The following is a 15,447-nucleotide window of genomic DNA, read 5'->3' as shown; positions in this document are numbered from 1 at the left end:
ATTACTGCAATCTAAATACAACTGGTACAGTATACTTAACACGTACAGTCTGACCATTCTGCTTACCAGGAGTCCATCTAGGCATGCTCTTAACAACACGCTGTGCCTCGCGGTCGAGTGAAGGGTCAACTGAGCGTGCAACCTTAACATCAGAGATAGAACCATCACGCTCTACCACGAATGATATGATTACACGACCCTGTACGCCATTTTCCTGTGCTACAACAGGATACTTTGTATTGCTATTGAGGTAAGACATCAAAGCTGCATTTCCACCAGGGAATGAAGGCATCTCCTCTACAACATCGAAGACCTTAGTTGCAACCTCAGGTTTTGGAGCTGGTGGTGGAGGTGGGGCTGCTACTGCAATCTCACTTCTTACAGCTTCCACTGTACGGTCCTTCACACCTTCCTTGTCTTCAGAACCTACAGCTACCTTATCGTCCAGTTTATCCATCTGCTTAACCTGGTTTTCCTCTTTTACGAGTTCATCCTTCTTGATGACAGGTGCAGTAAACTTCTGAGTTTCGCGAGCCACAGGTATCTCCTTCTTTGGTTCAATCTTTGGCTTCACTTGCTCCTTCTTCTTTTCTTCCTTCTTAGCCTGCTTCTGGAGATTAGCCAACTCCATAGCTTCCATATATGCCTGCTGTTCTTCGGCCTTTTTCTGTTCGATGACTTTCCAAGCCAAGAATCCACCCACGAGAGCTGCAGCAATGACCAAGATCAGAAGAGCCTTGATGTTTCGACCAGAAGTACCCTTACGGAGCTGGTATGCACCATACTCCTTGTTCTTTCCGGCGAAAACCATATCGACCCATTTAGGATCGTAAAGATCTATTTTTGCCATTTCTTTCTTGTTTAAAATTGTTTGTTACTCATCTTACATCTTAACGTTTCTAGACTTGAGAAGTTTCTCGTCGTCTGCGTTAATCTTATCGATGACGTAAGTACCAATGTTTGAAATCTGCATTTCGTCGAGAGCGTCAACCATATTCTTGTAAGAAGCGTTGTCGGTAGGCTTGATGACGATGGTAAGAGTAGGAATCTTGCCATCCTTCAAAATACCTGCCTTCAAATCACTAAGTTTCTTCTGATAGATGCTATCAGGATACTGCTTAGGATTCTTCTGACGATCCATGTTCAACTCCTTAACAGCGAGCGAAATTCTTTCTACTGGTCTTGTACCATTCTCTGTAGCGTGCTCTCTCAAGACCTTACGGATTCCCTGGCTGCCCCATGTAGTTTCCTTGATCCATGTAGGATCATTGTATTGAGGGATACCAGCACCGTAGTAAATCTTGTTGTCAGCTGTTACATAGAGGGTAATAGTCTCAGAAGCTTTCGCCTCGTTCCTCTTGTCCTCTGGTTGCTGGTCATCATTACTTGGCATAGTCAGCTCCATTGTCTGAGGTTTGCTCAATGATGTACACAGCATGAAGAACGTGATAAGAAGCATGAGCATATCCACCATAGGCGTAAAGTCTACGCGGACATTCATTTTCTTTTGTTTGCTTTCTTTCTTTGCCATTTATTCGTCCCCCTGTTGTTTTAACTGTGTAATCATATAGTAATGACTCTCATCCATGTCCTGGAGTTCGTTCATCACTCTCTTCACTGTTTTATAAGGTGTAGAAGCATCTGCCTTGAGGGCTATCTTGATGTCCTCGTTTACGTTACGAGCAGCGTCTACCCACTGCTGGAATTCGCTCATACCACCCTTGATACTGTCGAGAGGAATACCCTTAGTCTGGAGATACTGTGGACGCTTTGCAGCGTTCATAGACAAGTAAGTGCTCATGTCACTCATAGAAACACCGAACATACCCTCGCTCTTGAAAGTTTCAATCTGCTTAGGAGTCAATGATACGCCGAAGTTGCCTGTCATTGTGCTCAGTGTTGCTCCCAACTGATCGGTATTATCAATACTCATAAATACTTGGCCCTCGCCGGTTGGTTTACCAGCCTTGTCCTTTTCAGGACTTACCAAGATAGTCAAGACGCCGTTCTCTGGCACCTTAATCTCAGACACAGATCCTGGTGTGTTAACCTTTACAGGCTCATTCTTTACGAATGTAGAAGTGAGCATGAAGAAGGTAAGCAACAGGGTCATAACGTCTGACATAGGAGTCATATCGATCCAGACGTCACTCTTCTTAATTTTTACTTTACCCATAGCGATAAAATTTTAAAGGGTTAGCAAAAATTAAGCCTCTTCTGCGTGGTTAGCTTCGTATGTCTGAGCAATTGAGTAACCTACCTCGTCGAGTGCGTATGTCAACTTATCAACCTTGTTTGTAAATGTGTTGTAAGATACTACAGCACACCAAGATGTCAAAATACCGAATGCGGTGTTGATCAACGCCTCAGAAATACCTACAGAAAGTGCTGCTGAGTCAGCGCCACCACCTTCACCCATGGCCTGGAATGACTTGATCATACCGGTTACAGTACCGAGAAGACCTGTCAATGTACCGAGAGTTACGATTGTAGCGATGATAGGCAAGTTCATTGTCAAAGTTGGCATCTCCAACTGAGTTGCCTCCTCGTGAGCCTGCTGGATCTTAGCTACCTTCTGAGCCTTCTTCAAAGATGCGTTAGCACCAGACTCCATAGACTTGTAAGCGTTCAAAGAAGCCAAAACAACGTTAGCTACTGTACCGCGCTGCTTGTTGCAGAGCTGCTCAGCCTTAGCGAAATCGTTAGCGCTCAAAGCTGCCTTGATGTTTGCAACGAACTTAGGAAGAGCACCTGTACCTGTAGCGGTCTTAAGAGCCAACCAACGCTCGATTGTCATAGCCAACACTGTGAGCAACAAAGTGTGGATAACTGGTACGATAACACCACCCTTGTAAATTGTACCCCAAATGTCTGCTGGGTGATCCTGGATGCCTGGATCCTGGAAGTGCATGTCGTTTCCGAACCATGTGAAGAACAATGTGAATGCGATGATAGCACAAACCACGATGATCCAGAATGCGCCTCTTACTCCCTGAAAGCCCTCAGACTTCTTAGCTGGGGCTGCTTGTTTTGTAGTTGCCATAATTTTACTTTTTTAAATTATTAGTTAATAAATTATTAATATTTTCTTGTTTCCTTGGTTGCTTTGTAGACCTTGTATGTGTTGTTGTCACGAAACACAGTCGGTTATTCAAATTCCAATGGCAAAGATAATAATTATTGGTTAACTATCACCCTAATTAAGAAGTTTTAACGAGATATTGACGCATTTTTTGTCAATATCTCGCTTTTTTCTTACAAAATTGCCAATATTTGGACGTTTTTTTGCACTTCTTACTTGAGCTTAGCCAAAGCTTCCTTGATGCGTCGGATTGCTTCAACGATGTTCTCATCGCTAGTAGCATAACTCATGCGGAAACAGTCTGGGTCTCCAAATGCATCACCGCCTACAGTAGCAACATGTGCCTCTTCCAAGAGATACATGGCGAAGTCTGTAGAATTATTGATGGTGTGAGTACCGTTGCTCTTGCCGAAATAGTTGTTGCACTTAGGGAAGAGATAGAACGCTCCCTGTGGCATGTTGACTTCGAGTCCTGGTACTTCCTTTGCCAATTTTACAATCAGATTGCGACGGCGCTCAAATGCCTGGCGCATTTCTTCTACTGCACTCTGGTCGAGTGTATAGGCAGCCTCTGCAGCCTTCTGGCTAACAGAACATGTGCCACTGGTGTATTGACCCTGGAGCTTGTTGCAGCCCTTGATGATCCATTCAGGACCAGCCAGGAAACCGATTCTCCATCCTGTCATGGCGTATGCTTTAGATACACCGTTGGCAATGATGACCTGTTCCTTCATGCCTGGTTCCTGAGCAATGCTGTGGTGCTTGCCTATATAATTAATGTGTTCGTAGATTTCATCTGCCAACACGAAAACCTCAGGGTGCTTTCTGAGAACTTCTGCCAATGCAGCCAATTCTTCCTTGGAATATACGCTACCAGTAGGATTGCTTGGAGAGCAGAGGATGAGCATCTTGGTTTTGTCTGTGATGGCATTTTCCAATTGTTCCGCTGTCATCTTGAAGTCCTGGTCGAATCCTGCGTTTACGATTACAGGTGTACCACCTGCCAATTTTACCATCTGTGGGTAGCTTACCCAATAAGGAGCAGGGATGATAACCTCGTCGCCTGGATTAACGAGAGCAAGGACAGCGTTGCAGACACACTGCTTGCCGCCGGTACCTACAATTACCTCATTGGTTGTATATTCTAAGCCGTTCTCGTTTTTCAATTTGGCAACAATTGCTTTTCGCAAGTCTGGATAACCAGGGACTGGTGAGTAACGGGAGAAATTCTCGTCAATAGCTTTCTTTGCTGCCTGTTTAATGTTGTCAGGAGTGTTGAAGTCTGGTTCACCTACGCTCATGTTGATAACATCAATACCTTGAGCTTTCATTTCACTACTCTTCTGTGACATCGCCAGCGTTGCTGATGGTGCCAATCTGTTTAAACGATCAGATAATTGTGCCATAATTCTTTTTTACTATTTGTTTATCGTTTGCAAAATTAAGCAAATTATTTCTTTTTCGGAAGAAAATTGAGCATTATTTTACGTATTGTACCGAAATAATAACATAATTTTCATTATCCGAGGTGCAGAGTGTGCCCCATGCGGTCTCTCTTGGTCTTGAGATAACGTTCGTTGTACTCGTTTGGTGTTACTTCGATAGCTACGTTTTCTACAATTTCCAAGCCGTATGCTTCCAGTCCTACACGTTTCACGGGATTGTTGGTAAGCAATCTCATCTTGTGTACGCCGAGGTGGCGGAGCATCTGTGCGCCGCAGCCGTAGTCGCGCTCGTCTGGCTTGAAGCCAAGGTGGGTATTGGCGTCTACGGTGTCGTATCCTTCTTCCTGTAATTTATATGCGGCAATCTTGTTCATGAGTCCTATGCCTCGTCCTTCCTGCTGCATATAGATAACAACACCCTTGCCTGCTTTTTCGATGGCTTGCATAGCTTTGTGCAGCTGCTGTCCGCAATCGCATCGCTTGCTTCCCAGAATGTCGCCGGTAGCGCATGATGAATGAACGCGAACCAGGATAGGTTCATCTTCCTTCCATTCGCCTTTGATAAGGGCCATGTGTTCGAGTCCATTGCTAGCCTGACGGAAAGGAATGAGGCGGAAGTGGCCGTATTCTGTTGGCATATCCACCTCTTCACCCACTTCGATGAGTGATTCCTTCTTAAGGCGGTATTCTATCATATCTTTAATGGAAATCACCTTGAGGTGCCATTCTTTTGCCATCTCCATCAACTGTGGAAGTCGTGCCATGGTTCCATCTTCGTTCATGATTTCCATGAGTGCACCTGCTGGGTAGAGACCTGCCATTCTGCAGAGGTCAATGGCTGCTTCTGTATGTCCGCTTCTTCTCAACACACCGTTGTCTTGTGCATAGAGTGGGTTGATGTGACCAGGACGGCCGAATGTCTGTGGGGTTGATGCCGGATCAGCGAGCGCCTTGATGGTCTCTGCGCGGTCGTGAGCAGAAACTCCTGTTGTACATCCCTCCAGCTTGTCTACGGTTACGGTGAATGGAGTACCGAGCATGGAAGTGTTGTCTGATACCTGATGAGGCAGGTCGAGTTCGTCGCATCTACTGAGGGTAATAGGTGCGCAAAGTACGCCTCTTGCATTTTTGAGCATGAAGTTTACCTTTTCTGCGTCTATCTTTTCTGCAGCGATGATGAGGTCGCCTTCGTTTTCGCGATCTTCGTCATCTACAACAATGACAAATTTACCTTCCTTGAAATCCTTGATTGCATCTTCGATGCTGTTTAACTTATATTCTCCCATGTTTGTGATACTTTTTTATAGTTACATTTCTTTTGTTCTTCTAATGATGTTGTCGTTGGTCTGAAGAATGAGCTTCAGGTCGCGATACAGTCGCATTCTGAAACGCCACATTCTCAGATACAGTCCCGTTCCGATTGGGAAGAGAATGGCTGCAGTGATGTTGAGCCATTTCTTTTCGAATGGTCGGGTATGTGCCTTGGTAGACAGGATAGGGTATTGGTTGATGGAATGGAGAAGATATTTGTCCTTCGTGTTGCTGAGGTCTTCAATGATTTTCTCCAGTTCGTTACTGATACGTTCTATCTCATGGTCTGGCTGGTACTTGAAGAATACGTTGATGAAGTTTGGCAGTCTTCTCAGTCTATGCACCTTATTATATATAGTAATGTCATTTGAGATTTGTGCCAAAGCTTCTGCGTCCTTCCGGTAATCCGGGTCTTCGATGATTACTTCTTTACCAAAGATGTGTCGTTTCATTCGCAGGCCGAATAGATGCATGAAGAAATCGCGGTATGCTTCTATCTTGAATACGGCAGAATCGTTGGTGGCTTTGTAAGTCACGAAGATTGCCAGTGGTGATAGAACGGCAGGAGCAAGTCCCATGCCGAACCATACTGCCCACATTCCGCCTCGTGCCATTCTGAATCCAGTGTTGTCAAGGATGAAGAAGGCAATAAATACCAATACCGAGATGATGACAGGTATACCCAATCCTCCCTTTCTGATGATGGCTCCTAATGGAGCACCGATAAAGAAGAATATCAGGCAGGAGAGAGCGAGCGTGAACTTGCGGATTGCCTCGATATCGTGTTGTCTGATAATATAGTCGGCATCGCTGGTCATCATCGACTTGAAGTCCAGATCCGACAGCTCTTGCTGTACGGTCGACAAGGCATCGTTGGTTACGATTAACTTTCTGTCGCTAGGCAGTTTGTTGTAAATCGTGTCGAAGTTGACTTTGTCACCCTCCTTGATAGCCTTCAATGAATCAGCCTTGTTGTTAAGTCGTGCCAGATTGTAGTATCTGACGTTGTATTCTTGCAGGTAACTTCTGCTGATGGAGTCATAGGTGTGATTGATAGAGTCTACATCGTGTTTGATTTTGGACAGACTCTTTGCCTTTGCATTATTGGATAAAGAAGAAGCATCTGCCAAGTTGAAGCCACCGTCAAAGTCGAGAATGATTTTCTTGGATACAAATGTTTCTCGGCGATAAGGCACAGCTGCACTGTTTCCCAATTCGCTGCTTTGCATATTCTCAAACCATTCTCCGCTATACAGACTAAGCACCAGGTGTTTTTTTTCTGCAGTACTTTGCAGCATACCCGAGTCGGCAAGGATGATGGCGGCATCTTCGTAGCTGTCGGTCATACGGTAAATCATGATACCGTAGAGTTTGCCTGTCTTCAGGTCTTTCTTCTGCACATAGAGGTTGCAGTTAGGAATGCCATCATAGAAGATACCTTCAGGAATTTCGAGTTCCGGGCTCTTCTGTTTCATGGAGATGAGCAGTTGGGCAAGTTTCTGGTTGGAATCAGGCCCCACGTTGTTCTGAAAATAGAAAGAGCCAAACATGATGATGAAGGTGATGACGATGAGAGACCGGAACGCCTGCATCAAAGATATGCCGGCAGCCTTGATGGCTGTAAGCTCTGAACTTTCGCCCAGGTTTCCGAAAGTCATGAGCGAGGCGAGGAGGATTGCCAATGGCAAAGCCTGTGGAACCAGCATGAGTCCCATGTACCAGAAGAACTGTGCCATGACGTCAATCGTGAGTCCTTTGCCGATCAAGTCATCAATGTATCTCCACAAGAACTGCATCATCAGCACAAACTGGCAGATGAAGAAGGTTCCCAGGAAGAGCAGGCCAAATTGCTTGGCGATGAATATGTCTAATTTTTTAATTCTAAGCATTTTTATAATTGTTGTTCTGTGCCTTTATCCATGAATTGGAATGAAGTGCATACTATTTCAGAGTGCAAAGGTAACACAAAAAAATAAGAATCTCTTCATTTTTCGTTTTTTTATATTAATAATAGGTGAAAAAAGGTGATGAATGCGATGTGAAATAAGAAAAAACATTTTTTTTTGAAAATTTCTTCGAAAAAATTTGTTCAATTCAAATAAATGTATTACCTTTGCACCCGCAAATCAGAAATGACTTGTAAGGATGGCGGGATAGCTCAGCTGGTTAGAGCGTCGGATTCATAATCCGGAGGTCGAGGGATCGTGGCCCCCTCCCGCTACTTCATGAGACACTAACTTTTTAGTTAGTGTCTTTTTTATGCTCTGAACTTTTCTGTACTTTTCCACAAATGTCTTTATAAAAGTTATCAACAGGATGTTGATAAGTGTGGATAACTATCTTAACTTTTTGATATTCAGCAGATATTTGGTTAGAAAACTATTGTTGATAACATTCGGATATCAAGTTCTTCACATTTTTTATCCCTTTTTCTATTGTCCTTTTCAAAATAAAATAGTAAATTTGTGCCCAACTAAAAATATGAGTCTAATGAAGCAGCAAGTATATAATTTAAAGGAGTTTGCTGCTCGACACCATCTTGAAAGCATATATGGGGCTTATGCCTCACACATTCATATAGACGATTTATGCGAAAAGGATTTTATAGAGATGGCTCTAGAGCGCACCTTGTTCACTAAACTGATGTTGGTGAATAGGGGAAGTATCAGAATGGGTATTCTTCAGCATGGGGTTGAAACGGAAAAATCCGACAGAATGCTTTCGGCCAGCGAATTGCTGGTCGTATCACCCAAGCATATCGTTACTTTTTCTGATATGTCTGATGATTTTGAGGCCGAAATCATCTTTGTGGACGAGGAGATTGCGGCCGATGTTGTGTATCAGTTATCTGATGACAAACTGAAGTCTGCACTTGATATCTTCCACATGATTGGCGACATTGTGCGTCAGCAACATATCAATAAGGTGGAGATGATACAGTCGATGGTAAATGTTTTAAAGCTTTTGGTATCAGAATTACCTTACGAGAATGTTACCATCACCCGTGATTTGAAGCATAAGAAAGATGTTTATGAGATATTTCTGCATCTTTTGTATCGACATTTCAGAACAGAACGTCAGATTCGCTTTTATGCTGATAAGTTGAATGTTTCTGCTCCTTATCTTTCAAGAATGATAAAGGAGATCTCTGGTATTACGGTGAATGATCATATCTCTTCCTTACTTTACAAGGAGATATGTAATCTCTTGCACCAGACGGATATGTCGCTGGGAGAGATATCTACCTATCTGAATTTCTGCGATCAGAGTGCGATGACGAATTTCTTTAAGATTCGTGCCGGGATGACCCCGTTAGCGTATCGTAATCAATTATAAAGAGTAAATGTTAGAATGATAGCATAAAAATAGCCTGTAAGCATTATTCCCAAAAAGGAATACGCTTACAGGTTTTTGTATTGTCAACTAATCAGCTGACTTGGTTATGGAAAAATTTATTTCAGCGTAAACTTGTGTGACTGCAACATCTCCTTAGGATCGAGCGCCTTGTCAAGCTCTTCCTTGCTCAGAATGCCCTGCTCGATGACGATATCGTATACCGAACGTCCGGTTGCGTGAGCTTCCTTAGCTACCTTAGAACTCTTCTTGTAACCGATGATAGGATTGAGGGCAGTAACGATACCGATACTGTTCTTTACCATTTCGTAGCAACGCTCCTTATTGACTGTGATGCCGAGGATACACTCAGATGTCAAAGTCTCGATAGCATTCTTCAACCATGTCAAGCTCTCGAAGAGGCTCTCTGTGATGATTGGCTCCATTACGTTCAGCTCCAACTGTCCTGCCTCTGCTGCGAAGCTTACGGTAGCATCGTTACCGATTACCTTGAAGCAAACCTGGTTAGTTACCTCAGGGATAACTGGGTTTACCTTACCTGGCATGATAGAAGAACCTGGTGCCTTAGGAGGAAGGTTGATTTCATTCAAGCCGCAACGAGGACCGGAAGCCATCAGACGGAGGTCGTTGCAAATCTTTGACAACTTGATAGCCAAGCGCTTCAAAGCAGAAGAGTAGCTTACGTAAGCACCTGTATCAGGTGTAGCCTCTACCAGGTCGGTTGCTGTCTCGAAGTTTTCGCCTGTCAGTTTGCTGAGGTTAGCTGCGCAGAGCTTAGCGAAGCCAGGAACAGCGTTCAGACCTGTACCGATGGCTGTACCACCCATATTGATTTCGTGTAAGAGTTTCACGTTACGCTCCAAATTGAGGATTTCCTCCTCCAGGTTGTTGGCATAAGCATTGAACTCTTGACCGAAAGACATAGGAACAGCATCCTGTAACTGGGTACGTCCCATCTTGATAACGTCTGCATATTCGTCTGCCTTATAGCGGAATGCGCTGATCAAACCAGTCAAGGCACCTACCAGATGGGTATTCATGCGAATCAAAGCCAGGCGGATAGAAGTTGGGTAAACGTCGTTGGTGCTCTGACCGCAGTTGCAATGGTCGTTAGGGGAGCAGAACTGATAATCAGCCTTCTCGTGACCCATAATCTCGAGGGCACGGTTAGCGATTACCTCGTTGGCGTTCATGTTGACAGATGTACCAGCACCACCCTGTACCATGTCGATAGGGAAGTTCTCGTGCCACTTGCCTTCGATGATTTCTCGGCAAGCCTGAGAGATTGCACCTGAAATTTCATCATTGATAACACCGAGAGTATGGTTTGTCTCGATAGCAGCCAACTTCACGTAAGCGATAGCGATGATGAAGTCAGGATAGCTGCACATTGTCTTGCGTGAGATGTGATAGTTATTGATACCGCGCTGTGTTTGTATACCATAAAGTGCTCCAGCAGGAACTTTGAGTTCACCTAAAAGGTCAGACTCTACTCTAAATTTTTTCTCTTCAGCCATAATATTGTCAGTTTTGATGTTAATATTCTTGTTATTACTATTCTTGTTTTTCTGAAGAAGGAGTAGTTTCCTTTATCCGCTGCAAAGATACGATGTTTTTTGTATATTTCATTTATAAAAAATGAACCAGAATTTGTAAAAAACGAACCAAAAGTAAATAATTTCAAAAAAAAAATGTAAATTTGCACCGGAAAGTCTTATTTTTAGATTTTTTCAAGGTGAACAATCTTTTAAATGTCAAAAATAGATAGATAAGTAAGTATGAAACGATATCTATACCTTTATATATATATAGTGTTTGGGATGTTGCTGACCGGTTGTCATCAGCAGCCAAAGAAGTTTGTCATTGGTGTATCACAATGTTCTGAGGACATTTGGCGTGATAAACTCAATGACGAGCTGAAGATGGGTGAATATCTCAACGATTCCATTATCGTGAAGCTTGCTTCTTCCAACGATGATAATGTGTTGCAGAATAAGCAAGTTAACCAGTTTATCGATGAGGGCGTAGATCTGCTTATCGTATCTCCTAATCAGCTGAGTGCTATATCCAAGTCGGTAGAGCGTGCTTACGATAAAGGTATTCCTGTGATTCTCTATGACAGGAAGACCAATTCTGATAAGTATACGGCATTTATCGGCTGCGATAACTATACGATTGGTAAATCGATGGGAACTTTTATCGCCCAGCAGCTTCAGGGAAAGGGCCGCATCGTTGAAATCAGCGGTTTGGAGGGTTCTTCGCCTGCTTTGGAGCGTCATCGTGGTTTTATGGATGCTATCAAGCCTTATCCTGGGTTACAGGTTGTAGCCTCGGAGGAAGGAAACTGGAAAGAAGAGGGTGGAATCCAGGCGATGAAACGCATATTGAAACAGACACAGGACTTTGATTATGTCTTTGCCCATAATGACTGTCTTGCCTGGGGAGCTTATGTGGCTGCCCGACAGATGAGGGTAAAGCGTAACTATAAGTATACCGGAGTAGACGGCATGGCTACCGAAGGTGGTGGTTTGGAGTTGGTACGTGATGGCATCTTTGAGGCATCTTATCTTTATCCAACCAAGGGAGATGAAGTTATAGCCTTGGCTATGAAGATCTTAAAACACCAGCCATATAAGAGGGACAACTATCTGAGCACCTCTATCATTACTCGGGCAAATGCCGAACTCACCCTGATGGAGGCTAGAGATGCTGAGCGTCAGGCGCATAATCTGAAGCTGTTGCATAAGCAGGTGGACCGATACCTTGCTGATTATAACTCTCAGAAAATCATGCTGATAGGTTTGGCTCTATTCCTTCTGGTATGTATTGCTGCTGCTGCTATGATATTCCGGGGTTATGTAGTCAAGGTGAAGCTGAACGAGGAATTGGCTAAGACCAATGGGGAATTGAAGAGAGTGAATGAGGAATTGGAAGATAAGAACAGCGAGCTGAAGCGATTGAATGAGGAGGTTTTGGAGCTGACTAATTCCCGTCTGGTGTTCTTTACGAATATCAGTCATGAGCTTCGAACTCCATTAACCTTGATAGCTGATCCTGTAGAGATGCTTTTAGAGGATAGTGGAATCAAGGGAAAAAGTCGCGAACTGTTAAAGATGGTACAGCGAAATGCCGTTGCCCTACAGCAGTTGGTGAGCAGTATTCTTGATTTCCGCAAGATACAGAATGGTAAAATGGATTTAGAGCTCTATCGTTTTGATATCGTGAAGGCTCTAGAGATATGGGTGGGGGATTTCCAGCTCACAGCCGAACGCAAACGTATCAAGCTCCATTTGGATATGGCAGATTTTTCGGGTAGTCACGAGGTGATTGCAGATAAGGAGAAGATTGCCCGTGTAGTTTTCAATCTCTTGAGTAATGCCTTGAAATATACCCCTGCAGGCGGTGATATCTTCGTTTCTTTAAAGGACGAAAATGAAAAGCTGCGCCTTGATGTTCGGGATACTGGTAAGGGGATTTCTCAAGATGAAGCAACTATGATTTTCGAACGATTCTTCCAGGCTAAAGGGGCAGCCAGTGGTACTGGTATCGGTTTGGCATTGGTCAAATCCTTTGTGGAACTGCATCATGGTGAGGCTTGGGTTGAGAGCGAGCTTGGTAAGGGTTCCGATTTTGTCGTGGTGATTCCGCGCCAGCAGGAGGGAGATTCACAAGTTATCCACACTGATGTGGTAAATGTGGATAACTCTGTAAGTAACTCTCTGTCAGGTAATAATCATGTGATAAACGAGTCCGTTTTGCAATATATCGACGATGGAGAACGTAAAAGTGGAAAAGTTCAGCAATTGGTTAGCGAGACAACCAATAAACCTACTATCTTAGTCATAGATGATAACAATGATATTCGCCAGTATGAGCATACACTCTTGCAGGATGATTATATCGTTATGGAAGCAGTAGATGGTAAGGAAGGATTGGAGATAGCCAAAAAGGAAGTTCCTGATTTGGTGATTTGCGATGTGATGATGCCTGTGATGGATGGCTTGGAGTTCACAGAAAAATTGAAGACGATAACGGCAACCTCTCATATTCCTGTAATCATGCTTACCGCCAAGAATCTGGAGGAACATCGTGCCGAGGGTTATGAACATGGTGCCGATTCTTATATAACAAAACCATTCCACAGTAAGGTACTCCTTGCTCGTATTGAAAACCTGTTGAAGCAGCGAAAGCTTCTGAAGAAACTGTTCCAAGGTTCTCAAGAGGCAGAGCAGGAGATTGCAGAATCTCATCTTGAAGATCGTGATAAGCAGTTCCTCAAGCAACTTCATGCTATCATTCAGCAGAATCTTTCGGATAGTGAGTTCAGTGTAGAGGATATCGGTAAGCAGATAGGCTTGAGTAGAGTTCAGCTTTATCGTAAGGTGAAGGCGATGACGGGTTCTTCTGTCGTTGACTTGCTCCGTAAGGCTCGTTTGGCTAAGGCTAAGCGTTTGCTCGAAACTCGCAGTATGAGTGTTTCTGAGGTTGCTTACGATGTCGGTTTTTCTGCGCCTTCTTACTTCACGAAATGTTTCAAAGAAGAATACGGAATATTGCCGGGCGACGTTGGAAATAATTAAGCTGTCGGAAATTTATTTATGAGGAAACAATACTTATTTTCTAAAAATATAGTAGAATTGATGTAAAAAATGCGATAAGAAGGATAAAAATCGTTCATTTTTTAACATAAAGGGGAAATTGTATCATTTTTGTCACTGTTTGAACGATAATTGTCCAAGGGTTTCGAAAAAACTTTGTACTTTTGCACCAGAGTTTAAAAGTTAAATAATTGTTTCGTGCATTAGTTGTTGCATTTTATAGGTTTATGTTTTTAGGTTATAAGATTGAGTTTCAAGCGGTAAGTAGTTTTCTTTAAGGTAAAAAGTTAGTTTTGGGAAATAGAGTAAAATCAGGAAAAGCAGCTGGGGCAAAAATGCCGTCAGCTGCTTTCTTTTTATCTCTCCCAATCCTTAAACTCCAGTTCAAGCTCTTTGTATTCAGGCTTTTGTGTACTGTTTTCTTTATCCTCCATCCTTGCTTCTTCGGATGTAGCATTGCTTACGGATAGACCGATAAGACGGATGGGATGGATTGAAGAGTAATCTACCTGTTGCAGTAAACGCTTCGCCAGGGGCAGGATGTCTTCCTTCTTTTTCAGAATCTTTTCTTGTGAAATGCTGCGGGTAATCTGAGTGAAATCGGCAAACTTTATTTTTAAGGTTAAGGTTCTCCCTTCGAATCCACTCTTCTCGATACGTCCTGCTAGTTCAAGAACTGCGTGATATAGTTCGATAACTACCGCCGATTTGGTATAGATGTCTTCCAGGAAGGTCTGCTCGCAGCCTACCGATTTGCGTTCCCGATAGGTGATGACGGGGCGTTCGTCTATTCCTCTGGCAAAATTGTAGAAGATGTGTCCGGCTTTCCCGAATACTTCAACAAGATGTTCTTCGGACACTTTCCTCAAGTCATCACCGTTATAGATGCCCATGAAGTGCATCTTCTGAAGGGTTTTCTTGCCAACGCCCCAGAAATCCTCTACCGGAAGTTTGGCGATAAAATCGAGTGCCTTATCGGGATGAATGGTACAGATTCCATCGGGTTTCCGGTAATCGGATGCCACTTTGGCTAGAAATTTGCAGTAGCTGATTCCTGCCGAGGCGGTGAGCCCGGTTGTTTCCTTGATGCGAGTCTTGATTTCCCTGGCGATGTCAACCGCCAGTTCTATCCCTTTCTTGTTGTGAGTGACATCCAGAAAGGCTTCATCAATGGAGATGGGTTCAATGAGATCGGTGTATTCCTGGAATATCTGATGTATCTGATGAGATATTTCTGCATAATAAGAATGCCGGCACGGCACGATGATGAGATCTGGACAGCGCTGCTTGGCTTGAGCGATGGATTGCGCCGAGTGAACGCCCCATTTTCGAGCTTCATAGCTGGCTGTAGAAACCACACCGCGAGGTCCGTCGAAGCCCACCGCTACCGGTTTGCCCCGAAGTTCCGGATTGTCTCTTTGCTCTACAGCTGCAAAGAAGGCATCCATGTCGATATGTATGATCTTTCGCTCAGTCATTGTTTGATATATTATACTCTTTTTATTAAAAGCCTGTTTTATGTATCTGCAAAATTACGAATTATTTCTTTTTTATGCAAATCTTTCTTCTTGTTCTTGATAATAATCGTTCATCAGCTAGTAATTATGTTACAATGAACGTTTTTTTATTTAATGATATGAATTTTAAAGCCTTTGAT

The 15,447-nt window shown here is 43.4% G+C and carries 11 protein-coding genes and 1 tRNA gene; 3 read left to right on the top strand and 9 right to left on the bottom strand.

Annotation, left to right across the window (positions count from 1 at the left end; translation table 11 throughout):
• Position 1: 1 nt before the first annotated feature.
• The 7 genes from ACQRBJ_RS00775 to ACQRBJ_RS00745 form a co-directional block, all read right to left on the bottom strand.
• On the bottom strand, positions 2 to 850 hold the full coding sequence (locus ACQRBJ_RS00775) for an energy transducer TonB (RefSeq protein WP_294970704.1): 849 nt from the start codon (positions 848 to 850) through the stop codon (positions 2 to 4).
• Between the two features lie 33 nt (positions 851 to 883).
• Complete coding sequence (locus ACQRBJ_RS00770) at positions 884 to 1,531, bottom strand: ExbD/TolR family protein (RefSeq protein WP_293630521.1); 648 nt, start codon at positions 1,529 to 1,531, stop codon at positions 884 to 886.
• The gene (locus ACQRBJ_RS00765) at positions 1,532 to 2,176 is read right to left on the bottom strand and encodes an ExbD/TolR family protein (RefSeq protein ID WP_294970702.1); all 645 of its coding nucleotides are present in this window, start codon (positions 2,174 to 2,176) and stop codon (positions 1,532 to 1,534) included.
• A gap of 30 nt (positions 2,177 to 2,206) precedes the next feature.
• Entirely contained in the window at positions 2,207 to 3,043 is an 837-nt protein-coding gene (locus ACQRBJ_RS00760) for a MotA/TolQ/ExbB proton channel family protein (protein WP_294970700.1), read from the bottom strand.
• 251 nt (positions 3,044 to 3,294) lie between these two features.
• Complete coding sequence (locus ACQRBJ_RS00755) at positions 3,295 to 4,488, bottom strand: pyridoxal phosphate-dependent aminotransferase (RefSeq protein ID WP_445302630.1); 1,194 nt, start codon at positions 4,486 to 4,488, stop codon at positions 3,295 to 3,297.
• Between the two features lie 113 nt (positions 4,489 to 4,601).
• Entirely contained in the window at positions 4,602 to 5,813 is a 1,212-nt protein-coding gene (locus ACQRBJ_RS00750; RefSeq protein WP_153124579.1) for a bifunctional 3,4-dihydroxy-2-butanone-4-phosphate synthase/GTP cyclohydrolase II, read from the bottom strand.
• 21 nt (positions 5,814 to 5,834) lie between these two features.
• Positions 5,835 to 7,727, bottom strand: coding sequence for an LptF/LptG family permease (locus ACQRBJ_RS00745; protein WP_445302629.1), 1,893 nt, complete (start codon positions 7,725 to 7,727; stop codon positions 5,835 to 5,837).
• 258 nt (positions 7,728 to 7,985) lie between these two features.
• Between ACQRBJ_RS00745 and ACQRBJ_RS00740 the strand changes: the two genes are divergently transcribed.
• Positions 7,986 to 8,059, top strand: a tRNA-Met gene (locus tag ACQRBJ_RS00740).
• Between the two features lie 269 nt (positions 8,060 to 8,328).
• The gene (locus ACQRBJ_RS00735) at positions 8,329 to 9,174 is read left to right on the top strand and encodes a helix-turn-helix domain-containing protein (RefSeq protein ID WP_445302628.1); all 846 of its coding nucleotides are present in this window, start codon (positions 8,329 to 8,331) and stop codon (positions 9,172 to 9,174) included.
• Positions 9,175 to 9,290: 116 nt separating this feature from the next.
• Here ACQRBJ_RS00735 and ACQRBJ_RS00730 read toward each other — a convergent pair whose 3' ends face one another.
• Entirely contained in the window at positions 9,291 to 10,709 is a 1,419-nt protein-coding gene (locus ACQRBJ_RS00730; RefSeq protein WP_153124573.1) for an aspartate ammonia-lyase, read from the bottom strand.
• Positions 10,710 to 10,970: 261 nt separating this feature from the next.
• On the opposite strand from ACQRBJ_RS00730, the gene ACQRBJ_RS00725 reads away from it, so the two are divergent.
• Positions 10,971 to 13,772 carry a substrate-binding domain-containing protein gene (locus tag ACQRBJ_RS00725; RefSeq protein WP_445302627.1) on the top strand — a complete coding sequence of 934 codons (2,802 nt, stop codon included), beginning with the start codon at positions 10,971 to 10,973 and terminating at the stop codon, positions 13,770 to 13,772.
• Positions 13,773 to 14,146: 374 nt separating this feature from the next.
• Here ACQRBJ_RS00725 and dinB read toward each other — a convergent pair whose 3' ends face one another.
• On the bottom strand, positions 14,147 to 15,268 hold the full coding sequence (gene dinB / locus ACQRBJ_RS00720) for a DNA polymerase IV (protein ID WP_294970689.1): 1,122 nt from the start codon (positions 15,266 to 15,268) through the stop codon (positions 14,147 to 14,149).
• Positions 15,269 to 15,447 lie beyond the last annotated feature (179 nt).

It is taken from the genome of Prevotella sp. SGI.167 (assembly GCF_050313615.1).
GTDB lineage: Bacteria > Bacteroidota > Bacteroidia > Bacteroidales > Bacteroidaceae > Prevotella.
The sequence above is the reverse complement of the archived record's forward strand: the minus strand, read 5'-3'. Positions and strand labels throughout refer to the sequence as shown.

Bases quoted from the DNA above. Each gene is read 5' to 3' on its own strand.
- ACQRBJ_RS00775 (WP_294970704.1), bottom strand. From the start codon at position 850: ATGGCAAAAATAGATCTTTACGATCCTAAATGGGTCGATATGGTTTTC.
- ACQRBJ_RS00770 (WP_293630521.1), bottom strand. From the start codon at position 1,531: ATGGCAAAGAAAGAAAGCAAACAAAAGAAAATGAATGTCCGCGTAGAC.
- ACQRBJ_RS00765 (WP_294970702.1), bottom strand. From the start codon at position 2,176: ATGGGTAAAGTAAAAATTAAGAAGAGTGACGTCTGGATCGATATGACT.
- ACQRBJ_RS00760 (WP_294970700.1), bottom strand. From the start codon at position 3,043: ATGGCAACTACAAAACAAGCAGCCCCAGCTAAGAAGTCTGAGGGCTTT.
- ACQRBJ_RS00755 (WP_445302630.1), bottom strand. From the start codon at position 4,488: ATGGCACAATTATCTGATCGTTTAAACAGATTGGCACCATCAGCAACG.
- ACQRBJ_RS00750 (WP_153124579.1), bottom strand. From the start codon at position 5,813: ATGGGAGAATATAAGTTAAACAGCATCGAAGATGCAATCAAGGATTTC.
- ACQRBJ_RS00745 (WP_445302629.1), bottom strand. From the start codon at position 7,727: ATGCTTAGAATTAAAAAATTAGACATATTCATCGCCAAGCAATTTGGC.
- ACQRBJ_RS00735 (WP_445302628.1), top strand. From the start codon at position 8,329: ATGAAGCAGCAAGTATATAATTTAAAGGAGTTTGCTGCTCGACACCAT.
- ACQRBJ_RS00730 (WP_153124573.1), bottom strand. From the start codon at position 10,709: ATGGCTGAAGAGAAAAAATTTAGAGTAGAGTCTGACCTTTTAGGTGAA.
- ACQRBJ_RS00725 (WP_445302627.1), top strand. From the start codon at position 10,971: ATGAAACGATATCTATACCTTTATATATATATAGTGTTTGGGATGTTG.
- dinB (WP_294970689.1), bottom strand. From the start codon at position 15,268: ATGACTGAGCGAAAGATCATACATATCGACATGGATGCCTTCTTTGCA.